The sequence below is a fragment of the Micromonospora sp. NPDC005710 genome (genome assembly GCF_040630995.1).
Lineage (GTDB): Bacteria > Actinomycetota > Actinomycetes > Mycobacteriales > Micromonosporaceae > Micromonospora.
The window spans coordinates 266,145-283,553 of sequence record NZ_JBEXYP010000006.1 but is presented as its reverse complement, the minus strand read 5'-3'; the positions used below and the strand labels follow the sequence as shown (position 1 = coordinate 283,553).

The following is a 17,409-nucleotide window of genomic DNA, read 5'->3' as shown; positions in this document are numbered from 1 at the left end:
GCGGTGCTCGCCGCGGCCCGGCTCGACGCCGTCGGTCGGCCCGGCCACGGGGAGGGGAGCGTGCCGTCGTGATCTTCAGAGCGGTCCGGGACGGGCGTCCCTATCCGGAGCACAATCTGACGCTCAAGCAGTGGGCGGAGATTCCTCCGCGACCACTGCGCCTGGATCAGATGATCACCACCAAGCGCGAGTTGGCGCTGGACAAGCTCCTCGCCGAGGATTCCACCTTCTACGGCGACCTTTTCCCGCACGTCGTGCAGTGGAACGGTGGGCTCTACCTGGAGGACGGGCTGCACCGCGCGCTACGCGCCGCCCTCCAGCAGCGCAACCAGATCCACGCACGGGTGCTGGTGCTCTCCGAACCTATCGAGTGACGAGCCCTTCTTCCCCGCACTGAACCTTCGTTAGGGTGGCGTCCATGACCGCTGCGCTGGACCTTCTCGACCTGGACCCGTCGCTCAGCGAGGAGGAGCGGCAGATCCGTGACGTCGTTCGCCAGCTCGTCGACGACCGGGTGCGGCCCCACGTCGCCGACTGGTACGAGGACGGCCGGGTGCCCGCCCGGGACCTGGCCCGCGAGTTCGGCAAGCTCGGTCTGCTCGGCATGCACCTGAGCGGCTACGGCTGCGCCGGCGCCTCCGCGGTCGCCTACGGGCTGGCCTGCCAGGAACTGGAAGCCGGCGATTCCGGCCTCCGCTCCCTGGTCTCTGTGCAAGGGTCCCTCGCCATGTACGCCATCTGGCGCTACGGCAGCGAGGAGCAGAAACAGCGGTGGCTGCCGTCGATGGCCACCGGTGAGGCGATCGGGTGCTTCGGCCTGACCGAACCGGACCACGGGTCCGACCCCGCCTCGATGACCACCCGAGCCCGCCGCGACGGCGACGACTGGGTGCTCACCGGCGGCAAGATGTGGATCACCAACGCCCCGATCGCGGACGTCGCGGTGATCTGGGCGCGCACCGACGAGGGCGTCCGCGGTTTCGCCGTACCCATGGACACACCCGGCGTCACGGCCCGCGAGATCCGCCGCAAGATGTCGCTGCGCGCGTCGGTGACCGGCGAGATCGTGCTCGACGACGCCCGGCTCCCGGCCGACGCCCAACTGCCCGAGGCGGTCGGGCTCAAAGCGCCGCTGAGCTGTCTCACCGAAGCCCGCTACGGCATCGTCTGGGGCGCGGTGGGCGCGGCCCGCGACTGCCTGGAAACCACACTGGCGTACGCGACCACCCGCACCCAGTTCGGTCGCCCCCTGGCCGGCTTCCAGCTCACCCAGGCGAAGCTCGCCGACATGGCCGTCGAGCTGGTCAAGGGGCAGTTGCTCGCGCTGCACCTGGGAAGGCTCGCCGACGCCCGGCGGCTGCGGCCCGAGCAGGTGAGCGTGGGCAAACTGAACAACGTGCGGGAGGCCCTGGCCATCGCCCGGCAGTGCCGCACCATCCTCGGCGCCAACGGCGTCTCCGGTGAGTACCCGGTGATGCGGCACGCCAACAACCTGGAGAGCGTGCTCACCTACGAGGGCACCTCCGAAATCCACCAACTGGTCGTCGGGCAGCGGCTGACCGGTCTCTCCGCGTTCGCCTGACCTGCCCCTTTGTCACTTCCTGGCGCTCGCCGAGCGACTGTCGTATCGGGGCCGTACCGTCATTGGCAGACGACGTGTCTGACGAGGACGGTGAGGGTGATGGCCCGCGACGCTGGCAGCAACGAGCCCACGAGAGAGTTCCCCGGTTACCCGACCGGTGACGATCTCAAGGTGCGGTCGAGCGCGACACCCGACTGGACCACTGATGCGCCCGATGGTTCCGCCGGGCCGGATGGTCCTGTGCGGCCTGGTGGGCCCGCTGGATCTGGCGGTGCCGGTGGTCCCGGTGGCCCGACGAGCGGTGGCGGTGGGGCGGCCCGAGGCCTGCTCCTGCTCCTCGGCGCCGCCGCGCTGGCAGTGGTCGTGCTGCTCGGCATTCAGGCGACCGGCATCCTGCCGGACTTCCGCAACCCGTTCGCCAAGGAGCAGACCGACCGCAGCCAGCCGCCGCTGCTGAAGTCGATCCAGGACCTCAGCCGTTACGTGGCCGCCGAAGGCAACTTCCAGGTCGTCGTCGACACCCAGAACGACAGGCGCAACGTTCCGGACTTCCTGCTCAACGAACGCACCCTGTTCGTCGGGGCCGGCAGCATCGAGGCGTACGTCGACTTCACCAAGATCGGTGAGGGTGCCGTCGTCCCGTCCGCCGACGGCAAGTCCGTCGAGATCAAGCTGCCCGCGCCGCAACTCGGCGAGACCAACCTCGACATGGAGAAGAGCTACGTCTTCGCCGAGCAGCGCGGTCTGCTCAACCGAATCGGTGACCTGGTCGGCAACGACCCCAACCGGCAGCAGCAGGTCTACAAGCTCGCCGAGGACCGGATCACCGCCGCCGCGCGGGACAGCGGGCTCTCCGCCCGCGCGGAGGAGAACACCCGCAAGATGCTGGAAGGACTGCTCCGCTCCCTCGGCTACCAGCAGATCACCATCACCTACGTGGCCCCCTGACCTGCCCCCCTGTACACCGGAGCGCCCGCCCCGACTTCAAGTCGGGGCGGGCGCTCCCGTCTCTGCCGCCGCCGCGCCCCCGAAGTTGCCGCCAGGGGTGCGGCGTGTCGGGGGTGGGTGGGCCAGTGGCGTGGTCAGTGGTGGGTGGGTCAGTGTTGGGTGGAGGCGAGGTAGCGGTCCTCGTTCGGCATCAGCACCCACAGGATCAGGTAGACGATCACCTGCGTGCCGGGCAGCAGCAGCGACAGCAGGAACAGCAGCCGGACCATTCCGGCCGACATGCCGAACCGCCGTCCGAGGCCGGCGCAGACACCGGCGAGCATGCGCCCCTCGCGGGGCCGGACCAATTTGCGACTCATCGTCGTACTCCCACTCTGCGGCGGTGCGCCGCGTCTGCAATCCACGGTAGAAAGGGGTGGCCACCTCGCCCTCGGTCCCGAGGAGGATTGGCAACCCGTGGACCCGTAGGTGCTTTACCCGGGCAGCCCCTTGCTGACGCCTCGCCCTATCGCCGCACCGTGGGCTGCCCGCCGAGTCTGTCTGAAGTGCTTTGGAGCTGATGTCGTAAATGATTCGGCGTCTCGCGGAAAGATCGTGCTCGATCCTGGTTCCAGTGGCATCGAAGCGCCTTGACACCACTAGATCCTGGATCGAGCGCGGGCAGGCCGGGCAGGCCGGGCAGGCCGGCAGGGTGGGCAGGCCGGGCAGGGTGGGTGAGCGCGGGGCGGGCGGGAGGGGGGTCGGGTGTTCACGTCCCGGACCGGGTGGCCGTTGAGCTGGGCGGGTAGGCTGGCTGATCGGCCTTCCACACCCCGGAGGGCCGGCACCCCATACCCCGGACGGTAACCATCGGGGCCGCCAGATCGGTGGTCACGACCCGGCCGGGTCCCGTACGCCGGGACGACGGCGAGGAAGCGCAGCCATGATCAGTGTTTTCGACCTCTTCAGTGTCGGTATCGGGCCGTCCAGCTCGCACACGGTGGGGCCGATGCGGGCCGCGCGTACGTTCGTTGGCGGGTTGAAGGCCGACGGGTTGCTCACGGACACGGCGCGGGTGCAGGCCGAGTTGTTCGGTTCGTTGGGTGCGACGGGCCATGGCCATGGCAGCGGCCCGGCGGTGCTGCTCGGGTTGGCCGGTGAGTCGCCGGAGACTGTCGACACGGACACTGTCGGGCCTCGCGTCGAGCGGATCCGGGCCGAGCGGCGGATCAACATCCTCGACGCGCACGAGATCGACTTCGATCCGGACCGGGATTTGACGTTGCACCGTCGCCGGTCGTTGCCGTACCACCCGAACGGGATGACCTTCGTGGCGTACGACCGGGCTGGTGCGGTGCTGCGCAGCCGCACCTACTACTCGGTGGGTGGCGGGTTCGTGGTGGACGAGGCGGCGGCGGGTGCGGATCGGATCAAGCCGGACAGCACCGTGGTGCGGTATCCCTTCCTGACCGGGGCGCAACTGCTCGACGTCACCACCCGCACCGGGTTGTCGATCAGCGAGGTGATGCTGGCCAACGAGCGTTCCTGGCGTAGCGAGGCGGACATCCGGGCCGGTCTGCTGGAGATCTGGCGGGTCATGCAGGAGTGCGTGCGCAACGGCTGCGAGCGGGACGGCGTACTCCCTGGGGGTTTGAAGGTTCGGCGGCGCGCGGCGGAGTTGCGGCGCGGCCTGGAGGCGGAGGCCGGGACGCCCGATCCGCTGCACGCGATGGACTGGGTGACCCTGTTCGCGCTCGCGGTGAACGAGGAGAACGCCGCGGGCGGCCGGGTGGTCACCGCCCCGACGAACGGCGCGGCCGGGATCATTCCGGCGGTGCTGCACTACTACTCCCGGTTCGTGCCGGGAGCCGATGACGAGGGCGTGGTGCGGTTCCTGCTGACGGCGGGCGCGATCGGTGTGTTGTTCAAGGAGAACGCCTCGATCTCCGGTGCCGAGGTGGGCTGTCAGGGTGAGGTCGGTTCGGCGTGCTCGATGGCGGCGGCCGGGTTGGCCGAGGTGCTCGGTGGCACCCCGGAGCAGGTGGAGAACGCGGCCGAGATCGGGATGGAGCACAACCTCGGGTTGACGTGTGACCCGGTGGGTGGCCTGGTGCAGATCCCCTGCATCGAGCGGAACGCGGTGGCTAGCATCAAGGCGATCACGGCTGCCCGGCTGGCGCTGCGCGGCGACGGTGTGCACAAGGTGTCGCTGGACAAGGTCATCAAGACCATGCGGGAGACGGGCGCCGACATGAAGGTCAAGTACAAGGAGACGGCGCGTGGCGGTCTGGCCGTCAACGTGATCGAGTGCTGAGTCCGGTCGATTCGGGGCAATCGTTCACCGACTGCTAACCTGTCGTCCGTTTCAGGAGGCGGGAGGCTCGCGGTGACCTCTGGCGTCGCGGCGTTGTGGTCGCACCGCAACTCGCTGCGCATCCTGGTCCGGCGGGATCTGGCGGTCAAGTACCAGCAGTCGGTGCTCGGCTACTTCTGGTCGTTGATCGAGCCGCTCGGCATGGGCGCCATCTACTGGTTCGTCTTCGGGGTGCTCTACTCCCGGGACACCGGTCGTCATCTCGGTGAGGCGGCCGAGTCGTACCCGTTGTTCCTGATCACCGGCATCTTCGCCTGGATGTGGGCCAGTTCGGCGCTGAGCGAGGCGACGAACGCGCTGACCGGCCAGTCCCGGCTGATCACCACGATGAACGTACCGCGTCAGGTGTTCCCGATCGGCCGGGTCACCGGCCGGTTCGCCGAGTACGCGGCCGGCCTGCCGATCCTGGTCGCCATCGCGGTGATCTACGCGGTGCACGGTCGGATCCATCCCGGCTGGTCGCTGCTCGCCCTGCCGTTGGCGGTGGCCGTGCAGGCGGTCCTGCTGATCGGGCTCGCCCTGCTGCTGTCCGCGTGGAACGTGCTGATGCGCGACGTGGAACGGTTGATGCGGCTGATCATCCGGGTGCTCTTCTACGCCACGCCGATCATCTATCCGCTCAGCCTGGTCCGGGAGTCGGGGCTGCCCGGCTGGTTGAAGGTGGTGTACGAGCTGAACCCGCTGGTCGGGATCTTCCAGCTGCACCACGCGATCTGGTACCCGGACGAGTTCCCGGACGCCCGGCTGCTGGCCACCACGATCGTCGGCAGTCTGCTGGTGCTGGCGGCCGGTTGGTGGTCGTTCCGCCGGTTGGAGCCCGCCGTGCTCAAGGAGCTGTGACGTGGCCGCGCCGATCATCGAGGCGGACGGCCTGGGCATCCGGTTCGTCCGCAACCGTCGCCGCCAGCTACGACTGCGTGAGCTGTTCATCCACCGGGGTGGGCGCGGTGCGCTGCCCGGCCAGTTCTGGCCGCTGCGGGACGTGTCGTTCACCGTCGAGCCCGGCGAGACCGTCGGCGTGATCGGCCGCAACGGCACCGGTAAGAGCACCCTGCTGCGGCTGATCGCCGGGGTGCTCATCCCGGACGAGGGTGGCATCCGGGTGCACGGCGCGGTGGCGCCGTTGCTGGAGTTGTCAGCCGGTTTTTCGAACGACCTGACCGGCCGGGAGAACCTGCACCTGGTCGGTGGGCTGCACGGGCTGTCGACGAGCTACCTGAAGCGGCACTTCGACGAGATCGTCGAGTTCGCCGGTGAGCAGGTGGAGCGGGCCATCGACACGTCGGTGCGGCACTACTCGTCGGGGATGAAGGTGCGGTTGGGCTTCGCGATCATTTCGCACCTGCCGCACCCGATCCTGCTGATGGACGAGGTGACAGCGGTCGGGGACGCGGAGTTCCGCAAGAAGTGTTACGCGACGATTGATCGTCTGCTCGGGGAGGGGCGCACGCTGGTGCTGGTGTCACACAACGAAAAGGACCTGACCCGGTTCTGCCGTCGGGGGTTGTACCTCGACGCGGGCCGGTTGACGCTCGACGGCACCATCGTCGAGGCGCTCGACGCGTACCACGCCGCGGTTCCGCGGTGACGCTCGCGATAGTGCTCGCCGCCGGTACGCCCGCGGCGGGCCTGACCACTGCGACAGGTGAGCCGCTGCCCGACCGTCTGGCCGCCCAGTTGCGCCAGGCCGGGGCGGACGAGGTGCGCTTCGCCGCCACCCTCGACGAACTGACCGACCTGGTCGCCACCGCCACCGCCCCCGTGCTGATCACCGGCACCGACCTGGTCGCGCACACCGCCGTACTGCGGCATCTGGCCACCAGCCCGGTGGGCCCCACTGTGGCGTTGGTGCTCGGCGACCCGCCGGTGCCCGGTCGGACGGCGGTGCGGGAGGAACGCGGCCAGGTGGTCGACGCCGGCGCGTTGGACGCCCTCGACGGGGCCGCCACCGGCGTGTTCGGCGGCGCGCTGCGGGTCGGCGTGGACGACCTGCCGACCCTCGCGGCGGCTGCCCGGGCCGCCGCGTCCGGGATGCTCCCGGTCGCCGCCCCGATCGGCCCGGCCGGCGACGTGGCGCCGCTGCCGGCGACCGGCGGGGCCGCGTCCGGGATGTCGGTCGCGGCCGGCGGCCCCGGGTCCGCCGTGGACCGGCTCGTCGCGGGTCTCGCGGCGCTCGGCACCCTGATCTTCGCCCAGCGGGTACGCCTGCTCGTCGCCCACCGGGTCGAGGACCAGGCCGGGCTGACCGCTGCCGAGGCGGCGGTGACGGCCGTGGACGAGGACCGGGCCGAGTTGCGGCTGTCGGTGAAGGAGAGGGACGACTTCTTCTCCACCTACTTCGTCAGCACCTGGTCGCCGTACCTGGTTCGGCTCTCGGCCCGGCTCCGGCTCACCCCGACCGGGGTGACGGTGATCTCGGTGCTCTTCGCGCTGGGCGCGGCGGTGCTGTTCGGGACGGGTGGGCGACCCGCGCTTGTCGGTGGCGCGGTGCTGCTGTATCTGGGCTTCGTGCTGGACTGCGTGGATGGCCAATTGGCCCGTTACACCAGGCACTTCAGCGCCTGGGGTGGCTGGCTGGACACGATGGCGGACCGGGCCAAGGAGTATCTGGTCTACGCGGGGCTGGGCTTCGGGGTGAGTCACGCCGGGCTGGGCAACGGGTGGGCGCTCGCTGTCGCCGCGATGACGTTGCAGACGGTCCGGCACATGACCGACACCTGGTACGGGGTGCTGCACGATGAGGCGGCCCGTCGCCCGCGTACGGCGGCGAACGTCAGCGGCGGGATCGGTGACCGACTGAACGCGGCGTCGACTCGGGTGCAGGCGGACACCGGGTCGGTGTCGTACTGGCTGAAGCGGACAGTGGTCTTCCCGATCGGCGAGCGGTGGGCGTTGATCGCGCTGACCGTGGCGCTGTTCAACCCGTTGGTCAGCCTCGTCGCCGTGCTGGTCTGGGGGGTGCTGGCGTTCGCGTACACGGGGGCGTTGCGGACGCTGCGGGCCCGCTGGATGTGGGTGCCGGTGCTGGACACCGTCGACGCCACCCTGCACCGCGACGACGGGCCGCTGGCCCGCTGGTTGCCTGTGTTCCGCCCGATGGGGCCGCTGACCCTCGCGGTGATCGCCGCGGTGGGCCCGGCGGTGCTGCTGGTCGGGGCGTTGCTGACGGACGCGCCGGGAGGGCTGCGCTGGGCGGTGCCGGTGGCGTTGCTGGTGCTGCTCGTCGGTGGCCTGGGTGCCGGGGCGGCGCACAACGGCCCCCTGGACTGGCTGGTGCCGGCGGCGTTGCGGGCGGCCGAATACCTGTTCGCCATCGCGGTCGGGGTGGTCGGTGGGGCGCCCGGCTGGCTGATCTTCGGGTACGTCTTCGTGCTCACCGTGCACCACTACGACCTGACCGCCCGGCTGGAGAAGCGGCAGGTGGCACCGCCGCTGCACGCGGCGACGCTGGGCTGGGACGGGCGCTCGGTGCTGCTGACCCTCGCGGCGATTGCCGGTATTGCGGGTGTTGGGATGGCTACACTCGGTACGTACCTTCTCGTGGTTTTCGTGGTGAGCGTCGTCCTGGCCTGGTTCGTGCGCCCGGCCCGTAGCGCGCGGGCGTCGATGGCGCCGGCGGGCGCTGGAGGTGCCGCGCCGCGCTGACGGAGGGCGGCCGGATGACTCTGATCAGCTTCGTGGTGCCGGCCTTCCGGGTGCAGGGATACCTGCGGGAGTGCCTGGACTCCATCCTCGGTCAGCCGGAGACGGACTTCGAGGTGATCGCTGTCGACGACTGCTCGCCGGACGCCAGTGGCGACATCATCGACGAGTACGCGGCCCGCGACCAGCGGGTCCGCTCGGTGCGGCTGTCGGAGAACGTCGGCCTCGGTCCGGCCCGGAACATCGGGCTGGACCGGGCCGTCGGCCAGTACGTGTGGTTCCTCGACGGCGACGACTGGTTGGCACCGGAGTGCCTGACCGAGGTCGCCGAGCGGTTGCGGGTCACCAGCCCGGACGTGCTGCTCGTCGACCACGTCCGAACCCACTGGAACGACACCGCCACCCGCAGTGCGATGGCCGAGGTGTTTCCGGAGTCGCCGGGCCCCGGCACCTTCCGGCTGCGGGACCGGCCGCAGGCGATGCACCTGCTGCACACCGCGTGGAACCGGCTGGTCCGTCGGGAGTTCCTCGCCGACCTGGGGCTGCGCTTCGCGCCCGGCTGGTACGAGGACGTGTCGTTCAGCTACCCGGTGCTGATGGCCGCGCAGCGGATCGGCGTACTGGATCGGGTCTGCGTCAACTACCGCCAACGCCGCGCCGGCGCGATCACCAGGACCCGCGGCGACCGGCACTTCGAGGTCTTCCCGCAGTGGCACCGGGTGTTCCACCTGATGGATTCGTGGGGGCCGGCGACGGAGGCCCTGCGGCCGGTGGTCTTCGAACGGATGATCTGGCACTACCTGACGGTGCTCGGCAACGGTCAGCGGATCGCGCCGGAGCTGCGCGAGGCGTTCTTCGCGCAGATCACCGCCGACTACGAGCGCTGGCTGCCGCCCGGCGGCTACCCGGTGCCGGACGGTGTCGAGGGGCTCAAGCACAAGCTCGTCGCCTCCGGCCGGTGGCGCACCTTCAGCGCGTTGCGGGCCGCCAGCCGGGCCCGCGACGCCGCCCGCCGGCAGGCCCGCACCGCGCGGCGCACTGTCGGGCCGGTCGCCCGGCGTGGTGCCCGGCTGACCCGCGACGGGCTGCTGCGCGAGTACTACCGGGCCGAACTGCGACGACCCGTCGACCCGACGCTCGCGGTGTACGCGGCGTACTGGTACCGGGGATACTCGTGCAACCCGGCGGCCATCTACGAGGTCGCCCGCCGGTTGGCCCCGGGGGTGCGCGGGGTGTGGGTGGTGCGCCGGGACCGGGTGGACTCCGTGCCGGCCGGGGTGAAGTACGTGGTGGCCGGCACGCCGTCGTACTACCGGGTGCTGGCCCGCGCCAGATGGTTGGTCAACAACGTCAACTTCCCCGACTTCGTCCGCAAGCGACCGGAACAGGTGCACGTGCAGACCCACCACGGCACGCCGGTCAAGGTGATGGGGCTGGATCAACAGCGCCACCCGATCGGCGCGGGCCGGATGGACTTCGCCGGGCTGCTGCGCCGGGTGGACCGCTGGGATTACAGCGTCAGCGCCAACAGCTTCTCCACCCAGATGTGGGATCGGGCCTATCCGGCCACGTACACCACACTGGAGGTGGGGTACCCGCGCAACGACCGCCTGGTCACCGCCGGTGTGGACGAGGTGCGCCGGCTTCGCGCGGAGTTCGGCCTCGACCCCGACGAACAGGTCGTCCTGTACGCCCCGACGCACCGCGAGCACCTGCCCGGCTACCGGCCGCCGTTCGACCCGGACCAGTTCGTCCAGGCGCTCGGCGGTTCGGGCCGGTTGCTGATGCGGAGCCACTACTTCCACGACCGGGATCGCCGCCCGGGGCAACCGCGGGACTGGGAACGGGTTCGCGACGTCAGTGGCCACCAGCGGGTGGAGGATCTCTATCTGGTGGCGGACGTCCTGGTCACCGACTACTCGTCGGCCATGTTCGACTATGCGGTGCTGGACCGGCCGATAGTGCTCTACACCCCGGACTGGGAGGCGTACCGGCTGGCCCGAGGGGTCTACTTCGACGTCACCGCCGAACCGCCCGGCGCGGTGGCCTCCACTTTCGCCGATCTGCTCGACCTGTTCCGTACCGACGGGGTGCGGTCGGACGCCGCGACCAAGGCCCGCGAGCATTTCCGGGCCCGGTTCTGCACCCTCGACGACGGGCGGGCGGCGGAGCGGGTGGTGCGTCGGGTGTTCCTCGGGGAGCCGGGGGATCGATCCTCGCGCTGCTGATTCCGGTTTCTGTCGTGTAATGGCAGTGTCATCGATGGAACATGAGACGTTTACCCGATGTCACAATCGCATGATCCTGGTCACAGTCTTCTGGGGTTCGGCCTACGCGCTGGGGGGGAAGACGGTGAGCACCGTCACGCTCAAAGATGTGACCAAGGTTTTCCGGGACGGCACGCTCGCCGTCGACAGCATCAACCTCGACGTGAACGACGGCGAGTTCATGGTGCTGCTCGGGCCGTCCGGGTGCGGCAAGTCGACGGTGCTGCGCATGATCGCCGGTTTGGAGGACCCGACCACCGGTGCGGTGATGCTCGACGGGGAGTTGGCGAACGACCTCCCCCCGCGGGACCGCAAGATCGCCATGGTCTTCCAAGACTTCGCGCTCTACCCGCACATGAGTGTCGGCGACAACATCGCGTTCCCGCTGCGGCTGGCCGGAATCGAGCCCGAGCCGCGGGGCGAGCGGGTCAGCGACGTGGCGAGCGCGCTGGGCATCGGGGACGTGCTGGCCCGCAAGCCGGGTCAGCTCTCCGGTGGGCAACGGCAGCGGGTGGCGATGGGCCGGGCGATCGTCCGCCGGCCCGGCCTGTTCCTGATGGACGAGCCGCTGTCCAACCTGGACAGCGGCCTGCGGGCCGAGTTGCGCGCGGAGATCTCCGGCCTGACCCGGGAACTGGGCGTCACCACCGTCTACGTCACGCACGACCAGGCCGAGGCGCTCACCATGGCCGACCGGGTGGCCATCATGCGCCGCGGTGTGCTCCAGGACGTGGGCACCCCGACCCAGGTGTACGGCCGTCCGGCGACGCTCTACGTGGCGGCGTTCCTGGGCAGCCCACGGATGAACCTGCTGGAGGCGTCGGTCTACGTCCACCTCGACAGGTACGTGACGCTCAATCTCGGTGACCAGTCGCTCTACCTGCCCTGGAACGACATCCGCAGTCGGGCCGTCGCGCACTACCACGGTGAGCGGATCGTGGTCGGCATGCGGGCGGAGGCGCTGACTCCGGTCTCCCCGGACACTGCCGGCGACGTGCTGCGCGGGCGGATCCGCTACCTGGAGCATCACGGGCACGAGTCGTTGGCGTTCCTGGACATCGGCGCGACGGCGATCGTCGTGGACGAGATGGGCGCACCGCTCGAACCACCACCGGTCGGCCAGCGCGGCCTGCGCCGATTCGGCTCGGTGATGCAGCGGCTCACCGGTAAGCAGGTGGAGGCGCAGGAGGCGCCGGTCAGTGGCGTCCAGACCAGCGTGCTGCCCGACCCGGGCCGGCACCATCGGCGCCCGGCGGAGCTGGCGGTGCGGCTGGCGCCGTACCCGGCGGTCAGCGCAGGTCACCCGCTCGCCGTCTCGGTGCGGATGGACGCGCTGCACTTCTTCGACGAGCGGGGCGACCGGATCGACGTGGGCTGGCGCTGACGACCTGCCGGGGCGGGGTGGCGGACCCGGCATCGGGTGCCCTACCGTCTGCCCACCCAGTCCTTTGTGAACGACCACCGAGAGGGGTGCACCCGTGTCGGGTGAACGTCCCAGTCCGCTCGTCATCGAGCGCATCCTGCGGGACCGCGGGAGCATCTGGCAGCAGATCGTGACCGAGCATGACCTCAATGCCCTGACCGTGCGGATGCTGACCAGCTCCGCCATCGCGTTGGCCTGCTACGGGGCGGTGCTCGGTTTCTTCCACAGCCCGCTGATGGCGCTGACCTCGGCACTGAAGCTGCCACTGCTCTTCCTGGTCACGCTGGCCATCTGCCTGCCCACGCTCTACCTGTTCAACCTGGTCTTCGGCGCCCGGCTCTCGGTGCGGCAGTCGTTGGCGCTGGTGATGGTGGCGATCACCGTCACCTCGATGCTCGCTGTGGCGTTCGCGCCGATCAGCCTCTTCTTCCTGATCACGGCCAACGACTACGGGTTCTTCAAGCTGCTCAACGTGGCGATCCTGACCCTGTCGGCACTTGTCGGGTTGCGCTTCCTGACCGGCGGGATGCAGGTCCTCAACGACCACGGCCTGCTCGCCCCGGAGGCTGTCACCGCCAAGGTCCACGAGGTGAGCGCACCGGTGCCGGTGCCGGCCGCGGTGCCCGCCGGCGCGACGTCGGCCGTTACGCCGGCCGCCGGTCAGAGCGCCGAGCCGGTCGCCGTGCCGGCCGGAGCAGCGGTGGCCGAGTCGACGTCGAACGGTGCCGTCACCACCGTGCCGGCACAGGTGCCGACGCAGTTGCCCGGGCAGCCGGCCGGCACCTCGTTCCCGCCCGGGATGCTGCCGCAACGCCAGTGGAACAACGCGCCAGTCCGACGCGGTGAGCCGACGCAGCGGCCGGCCAGCATGACGCTCCTCTACATCTGGATCCTGCTCTTCGGTTTCGTCGGCACCCAGCTGGCGTGGACGCTGCGGCCGTTCTTCGGTAGCCCGGGTGAGGACTTCGCCTTCTTCCGCAGCATCGACGGCAACTTCTACGCGGAGATCTTGCGTACCATCGCCAATCTCTGAGCACGTCCGTTGGCAAAGTCGCTGGTTGCCGGCCTGGTTACCGGTTAGTAACGTCAGGCCATGACTATCGACTCCCGCAAGGTGGCGGCCGGCATCCTGGAAGCGGTGCCGTTCGCTCGTACGCTCGGCATCGAGTTCGTCGAGGTGGCGCCCGAGGCGGACGGCGGCGTGCGGGCTGTCGTCCGGCTGCCCGACTCGCCGGCCACCCACAACCACATCGGCGGCCCGCACGCCGGCGCCATGTTCACCCTCGGAGAGACGGCCTCCGGCGCGGTCGTGCTGGCCGCCTTCGGGCACCTGCTCGACCGGGCCGTGCCGTTGGCGGTTCGGGCCGAGATCGCCTACCGGAAGCTCGCCATGGGCCCCGTGCTGGCCACCGCCCGACTCGGCCGACCCGTGGCCGAGGTGGCCGAGGAGTTGGCGGCCGGCGAGCGCCCGGAATTCCCCGTCGCCGTCCAGGTTGCCACCGAGAGCGGAAAGCCGACATCGGAAATGACTGTCATCTGGACGCTGCGACCCAACTGAAGCTCCTCAGGGCGGCCGAAACGGGTTTGCCGGCCCAGCAGGGTGGATAGATTCGTACCGTGCTGGGCCTACCTGCTCACGTGACCGCCTGTCTCTTCGATCTGGACGGTGTGCTGACGCAGACCGCCCGCGTACACAACGCCGCCTGGACGCAGACGTTCGACGAGTTCCTCCGCCAGCGCGCCACGGCCTCCGGCGAACCGTTCCGACCGTTCGATCCCGGCCCCGACTACAACCGGTACGTCGACGGCCGACCCCGGGCCGATGGCGTCCGGTCGTTCCTCGCCTCCCGGGGGATCGTGCTGCCCGAGGGCAGCCCGGACGACCCGCCAGAAGCCGAAACGGTGAACGGCCTGGGCAACCGCAAGAACGTCCTGCTGCTGGACCGCCTGCGCACCGCTGGCGTGGAGGTCTACCCGGGGTCGGTGCGGTATCTGCGGGAGGCGACCGCCGCCGGGCTCCGTCGCGCCGTGGTCACCGCCAGCGCCAACGGGGGCGAGGTGGTCGGAGCCGCCGGGCTCGAGCCGCTGCTGGAGGCCCGGGTGGACGGGCTGGTCGCCCGTGCGCAGGGGCTGCGCGGCAAACCGCAGCCCGACACGTTCCTCGCCGGGGCCAGGCTGCTCGGCGTCGACCCGACCCAGGCCGCCGTCTTCGAGGACGCGCTCTCCGGGGTGGCCGCCGGCCGCGCCGGCGGCTTCGGCTACGTGGTCGGCGTCGACCGGGTCGGACAGGCCGACGAGTTGCTCGCCCACGGTGCCGATGTCGTGGTGACGGACCTCGCCGACTTGCTCGACGCCGCCGACCCGCCGGCGCCGACCCGCGCCGTGACCGACCCGCCCGACGCCGAGCGAGGCTCCGCATGATCCGCGAACGCGCCTACCCGGTCGAGCCGTGGCACGTCCGGGAGACCCGGCTGGACATGGACGTGCTGGCCCAGTCGGAGTCGGTCTTCGCGCTCTCCAATGGGCACGTCGGCCTGCGGGGCAACCTCGACGAGGGCGAGCCGCACGGCCTGCCCGGCACCTACCTCAACTCGTTCTACGAACTGCGTCCGCTGCCGTACGCGGAGGCGGGCTACGGCTTCCCCGAGTCCGGGCAGACGATCGTCAACGTCACGAACGGAAAGCTGATCCGGCTGCTGGTCGACGACGAACCACTCGACGTGCGATACGGCGAACTGCTCGCCCACGAGCGGATCCTCGACCTGCGGGCCGGCACGCTGCACCGGGAGCTGCACTGGCGCTCGCCCGCCGGCCGCGAGGTGAAGGTCCGCAGCACCCGCCTGGTGTCGTTCACCCAGCGGTCAGTGGCCGCCATCAGCTACGAGGTGGAGGCCGTCGACCGCCCACTGCGGCTGATCGTGCAGTCCGAGTTGGTCGCCAACGAGTCGCTGCCGGCGCAGAGCAAGGACCCCCGGGTGGCGGCGGTGCTGGAGTCGCCGCTCCAGGCGGAGGAGGAGCTGACCACCCCGGACGGCGGGCAGTTGATCCACCGCACCAAGGTCTCCGGTCTGCGGGTCGCCGCCGCGATGGAGCACGAGGTGCACGGCCCGGACCACACCACCATCGAGTCCGAGGGATACCAGGACTGGGTGCGAACCACCATCGCCTGCATACTCCAGCCCGGCGAGAAGCTGCGGGTGATCAAGTATCTGACCTACAGCTGGTCGAGCCGCAGGTCCCTCCCCGCGCTTCGCGACCAGGTCGGCGCGGCACTGGCCGGCGCCCGCCTCGACGGCTGGGACGGGCTCCACCGGGAGCAACGCAGCTACCTCGACACCTTCTGGGACGCCTCCGACGTGCTGGTCGAGGGCGACCCGGAGGTGCAGCAGGCGGTCCGCTTCGGTCTCTTCCACGTGCTACAGGCCGGCGCGCGGGCCGAGCAACGACCCATCTCGGCGAAAGGTCTGACCGGCCCCGGTTACGACGGTCACGCCTTCTGGGACACCGAGATGTTCGTCCTGCCGGTGCTCACATACACCCAGCCGAGCGCGGTGCGCAGCGCGTTGCAGTGGCGGCACAGCACGTTGGACTCGGCGCGGGAACGCGCCGAGACACTCAACCTCCGGGGTGCCGCCTTCCCCTGGCGGACCATCGAGGGCCCGGAGTCGTCCGGATACTGGCCGGCCGGCACGGCAGCGTTCCACATCGCCGCCGACATCGCCGACGCCATGCGCCGCTACGTGATGGTCACCGGAGACACCCAGTTGGAACGGGAGATCGGGCTGGAGCTGATGGTGGAGACCGCCCGGCTGTGGCGCTCGATCGGCCACCACGACCGGCACGGGCAGTTCCACATCGACGGTGTCACCGGCCCGGACGAGTACACCGCCGTGAAGAACGACAACATCTACACCAACCTGATGGCGCAGCGGAACCTGCTCGCCGCCGCCGACGTGGTCATGCGCCACCGGGACGAGGCGCTCCACCTGGGGGTCACCGACGAGGAGGCAGCGAGCTGGCGGGACGCCGCCACCGCCATGCACATCCCGTACGACGAGGAACTCGACGTCCACCAGCAGGTGGAGGGCTTCACCCGCCTCCAGGAGTGGGACTTCACGCACACCCCGGCGGAGAAGTACCCGTTGCTGCTGCACTACCCCTACTTCGAGCTGTACCGCAAGCAGGTGGTGAAGCAGGCCGACCTGGTCCTCGCCATGCACTGGCGGGGGGACGCCTTCACCCCCGAGGAGAAGCTGCGCAACTTCCTCTACTACGAGCGCCGTACCGTGCGCGACTCGTCGTTGTCGGCCTGCACCCAGTCGGTGCTCGCCGCCGAGGTGGGCCATCCGGAACTCGCGCACACCTACCTGCGTGAGGCCGCGCTGATGGACCTGCACGACCTCAACGAGAACACCCGCGACGGCGTCCACATGGCGTCGTTGGCGGGTGCGTGGCTCGCCCTGGTCAGCGGGTTCGGCGGTCTGCGGGACCACGACGGCGAGCTGTCCTTCGCCCCCCGGCTCTCCAGCCGACTGAGCCGGTTGGAGTTCTCGTTGCAGTGGCGGGGGCTGTCGCTGCGGGTGGACGTCCGGCCGCACCAGACGACGTACTCGCTGCGGCACGGCGGGCCGGACGACGTGGTGGAGTTGCGCCACCACGACCAGGTGCTGCGGGTGACCTGCGACGAGCCGGTGACCGTCCCGGTGCCGCAGGCCGAGCCGTCCGGCCCGCCGCCCGAGCAACCTCCGGGCCGGTCTCCGCTGATGCGGCTACCCGAACGCGATCAGTGACGGGCGGGGCGGGAGTTCCCGCCCCGCCCGTCCAGCACCGTTCGTGGATCAGACCGGCTCGCCTGTCGACGGGCGCCCGATCGCGTCCCGGGGCGCCGCCGCCTTCGGATCGTCGGGCAGCCGGGCCGAGGCGGCCTGGTCCCCGAAGTCCTGATCCCCGACGTCCTGGTTGCGCTCGGCGTCCTGTTCACGCTGGGTTCGCTCGGTCAGCTGCTGCTGCCGGGAAATCTGCTGCTTGGCCATGGCGATCCTCGCGATCCGTCGGGGCGCGTCGCGCCGACACGGTCTGCGGTCGCTCGTCGCGTACCCGACGCACTGTGGGGCAAACGCGGCCCGGCGGCGGCCCCCCGGCCCGGGGTGGCGCGGCCGTCGGCGGGCGTGCCGCGCGGCGGGCGGGGTACCCG

Annotated in this window: 15 protein-coding genes; 13 read left to right on the top strand and 2 right to left on the bottom strand. The window is 70.4% G+C overall.

The window, feature by feature from the left end:
• Positions 1–68: 68 nt before the first annotated feature.
• The 3 genes from ABZ406_RS11290 (at position 69) to ABZ406_RS11280 (ending at position 2,530) form a co-directional block, all read left to right on the top strand.
• On the top strand, positions 69–374 hold the full coding sequence (locus ABZ406_RS11290) for a type II toxin-antitoxin system VapB family antitoxin (protein WP_030329612.1): 306 nt from the start codon (positions 69–71) through the stop codon (positions 372–374).
• A 44-nt stretch (positions 375–418) separates the two neighbouring features.
• Complete coding sequence (locus tag ABZ406_RS11285) at positions 419–1,582, top strand: acyl-CoA dehydrogenase family protein (protein ID WP_357758893.1); 1,164 nt, start codon at positions 419–421, stop codon at positions 1,580–1,582.
• Positions 1,583–1,681: 99 nt separating this feature from the next.
• Positions 1,682–2,530: a DUF4230 domain-containing protein gene (locus tag ABZ406_RS11280; protein ID WP_357758890.1), complete on the top strand. Its 849-nt coding sequence runs from the start codon at positions 1,682–1,684 to the stop codon at positions 2,528–2,530.
• A 149-nt stretch (positions 2,531–2,679) separates the two neighbouring features.
• Here ABZ406_RS11280 and ABZ406_RS11275 read toward each other — a convergent pair whose 3' ends face one another.
• A complete protein-coding gene (locus tag ABZ406_RS11275) occupies positions 2,680–2,889 on the bottom strand; it encodes a PspC domain-containing protein (RefSeq protein ID WP_357072623.1) in 210 nt (69 codons plus the stop codon).
• Between the two features lie 563 nt (positions 2,890–3,452).
• Between ABZ406_RS11275 and ABZ406_RS11270 the strand changes: the two genes are divergently transcribed.
• From ABZ406_RS11270 to ABZ406_RS11225, 10 genes are all read left to right on the top strand, one after another.
• A complete protein-coding gene (locus tag ABZ406_RS11270) occupies positions 3,453–4,823 on the top strand; it encodes an L-serine ammonia-lyase (RefSeq protein WP_357758888.1) in 1,371 nt (456 codons plus the stop codon).
• A 72-nt stretch (positions 4,824–4,895) separates the two neighbouring features.
• Positions 4,896–5,723 (top strand): ABC transporter permease, encoded by an 828-nt coding sequence (locus ABZ406_RS11265; RefSeq protein WP_357758885.1) that lies wholly within the window; start codon positions 4,896–4,898, stop codon positions 5,721–5,723.
• Position 5,724: 1 nt separating this feature from the next.
• Entirely contained in the window at positions 5,725–6,471 is a 747-nt protein-coding gene (locus tag ABZ406_RS11260; RefSeq protein WP_357758882.1) for an ABC transporter ATP-binding protein, read from the top strand.
• A 41-nt stretch (positions 6,472–6,512) separates the two neighbouring features.
• Positions 6,513–8,528: a DUF5941 domain-containing protein gene (locus ABZ406_RS11255; RefSeq protein WP_357759012.1), complete on the top strand. Its 2,016-nt coding sequence runs from the start codon at positions 6,513–6,515 to the stop codon at positions 8,526–8,528.
• 14 nt (positions 8,529–8,542) lie between these two features.
• A complete protein-coding gene (locus tag ABZ406_RS11250) occupies positions 8,543–10,753 on the top strand; it encodes a bifunctional glycosyltransferase family 2 protein/CDP-glycerol:glycerophosphate glycerophosphotransferase (RefSeq protein WP_357758879.1) in 2,211 nt (736 codons plus the stop codon).
• A gap of 124 nt (positions 10,754–10,877) precedes the next feature.
• Positions 10,878–12,176: an ABC transporter ATP-binding protein gene (locus ABZ406_RS11245; RefSeq protein WP_357759009.1), complete on the top strand. Its 1,299-nt coding sequence runs from the start codon at positions 10,878–10,880 to the stop codon at positions 12,174–12,176.
• A 94-nt stretch (positions 12,177–12,270) separates the two neighbouring features.
• Positions 12,271–13,248, top strand: a complete 978-nt coding sequence (locus ABZ406_RS11240; protein WP_357758876.1) for a hypothetical protein — start codon at positions 12,271–12,273, stop codon at positions 13,246–13,248.
• A gap of 60 nt (positions 13,249–13,308) precedes the next feature.
• Positions 13,309–13,773 carry a DUF4442 domain-containing protein gene (locus ABZ406_RS11235; RefSeq protein ID WP_357758873.1) on the top strand — a complete coding sequence of 155 codons (465 nt, stop codon included), beginning with the start codon at positions 13,309–13,311 and terminating at the stop codon, positions 13,771–13,773.
• A gap of 59 nt (positions 13,774–13,832) precedes the next feature.
• On the top strand, positions 13,833–14,636 hold the full coding sequence (locus ABZ406_RS11230; protein WP_357758871.1) for a beta-phosphoglucomutase family hydrolase: 804 nt from the start codon (positions 13,833–13,835) through the stop codon (positions 14,634–14,636).
• The gene (locus tag ABZ406_RS11225) at positions 14,633–17,005 is read left to right on the top strand and encodes a glycoside hydrolase family 65 protein (protein WP_357758868.1); all 2,373 of its coding nucleotides are present in this window, start codon (positions 14,633–14,635) and stop codon (positions 17,003–17,005) included. Before ABZ406_RS11230 ends, ABZ406_RS11225 begins: the two co-directional genes overlap by 4 nt.
• Before the next feature lie 48 nt (positions 17,006–17,053).
• Here the strand turns inward: ABZ406_RS11225 and ABZ406_RS11220 are convergent, their stop codons facing one another.
• Positions 17,054–17,248: a hypothetical protein gene (locus ABZ406_RS11220; RefSeq protein ID WP_091395197.1), complete on the bottom strand. Its 195-nt coding sequence runs from the start codon at positions 17,246–17,248 to the stop codon at positions 17,054–17,056.
• Positions 17,249–17,409 lie beyond the last annotated feature (161 nt).

Excerpts from the sequence above, each read along its gene's own strand:
- ABZ406_RS11280 (WP_357758890.1), top strand. The coding sequence starts at position 1,682 with ATGGCCCGCGACGCTGGCAGCAACGAGCCCACGAGAGAGTTCCCCGGT.
- ABZ406_RS11225 (WP_357758868.1), top strand. The coding sequence starts at position 14,633 with ATGATCCGCGAACGCGCCTACCCGGTCGAGCCGTGGCACGTCCGGGAG.
- ABZ406_RS11270 (WP_357758888.1), top strand. The coding sequence starts at position 3,453 with ATGATCAGTGTTTTCGACCTCTTCAGTGTCGGTATCGGGCCGTCCAGC.
- ABZ406_RS11275 (WP_357072623.1), bottom strand. The coding sequence starts at position 2,889 with ATGAGTCGCAAATTGGTCCGGCCCCGCGAGGGGCGCATGCTCGCCGGT.
- ABZ406_RS11235 (WP_357758873.1), top strand. The coding sequence starts at position 13,309 with ATGACTATCGACTCCCGCAAGGTGGCGGCCGGCATCCTGGAAGCGGTG.
- ABZ406_RS11220 (WP_091395197.1), bottom strand. The coding sequence starts at position 17,248 with ATGGCCAAGCAGCAGATTTCCCGGCAGCAGCAGCTGACCGAGCGAACC.
- ABZ406_RS11250 (WP_357758879.1), top strand. The coding sequence starts at position 8,543 with ATGACTCTGATCAGCTTCGTGGTGCCGGCCTTCCGGGTGCAGGGATAC.
- ABZ406_RS11285 (WP_357758893.1), top strand. The coding sequence starts at position 419 with ATGACCGCTGCGCTGGACCTTCTCGACCTGGACCCGTCGCTCAGCGAG.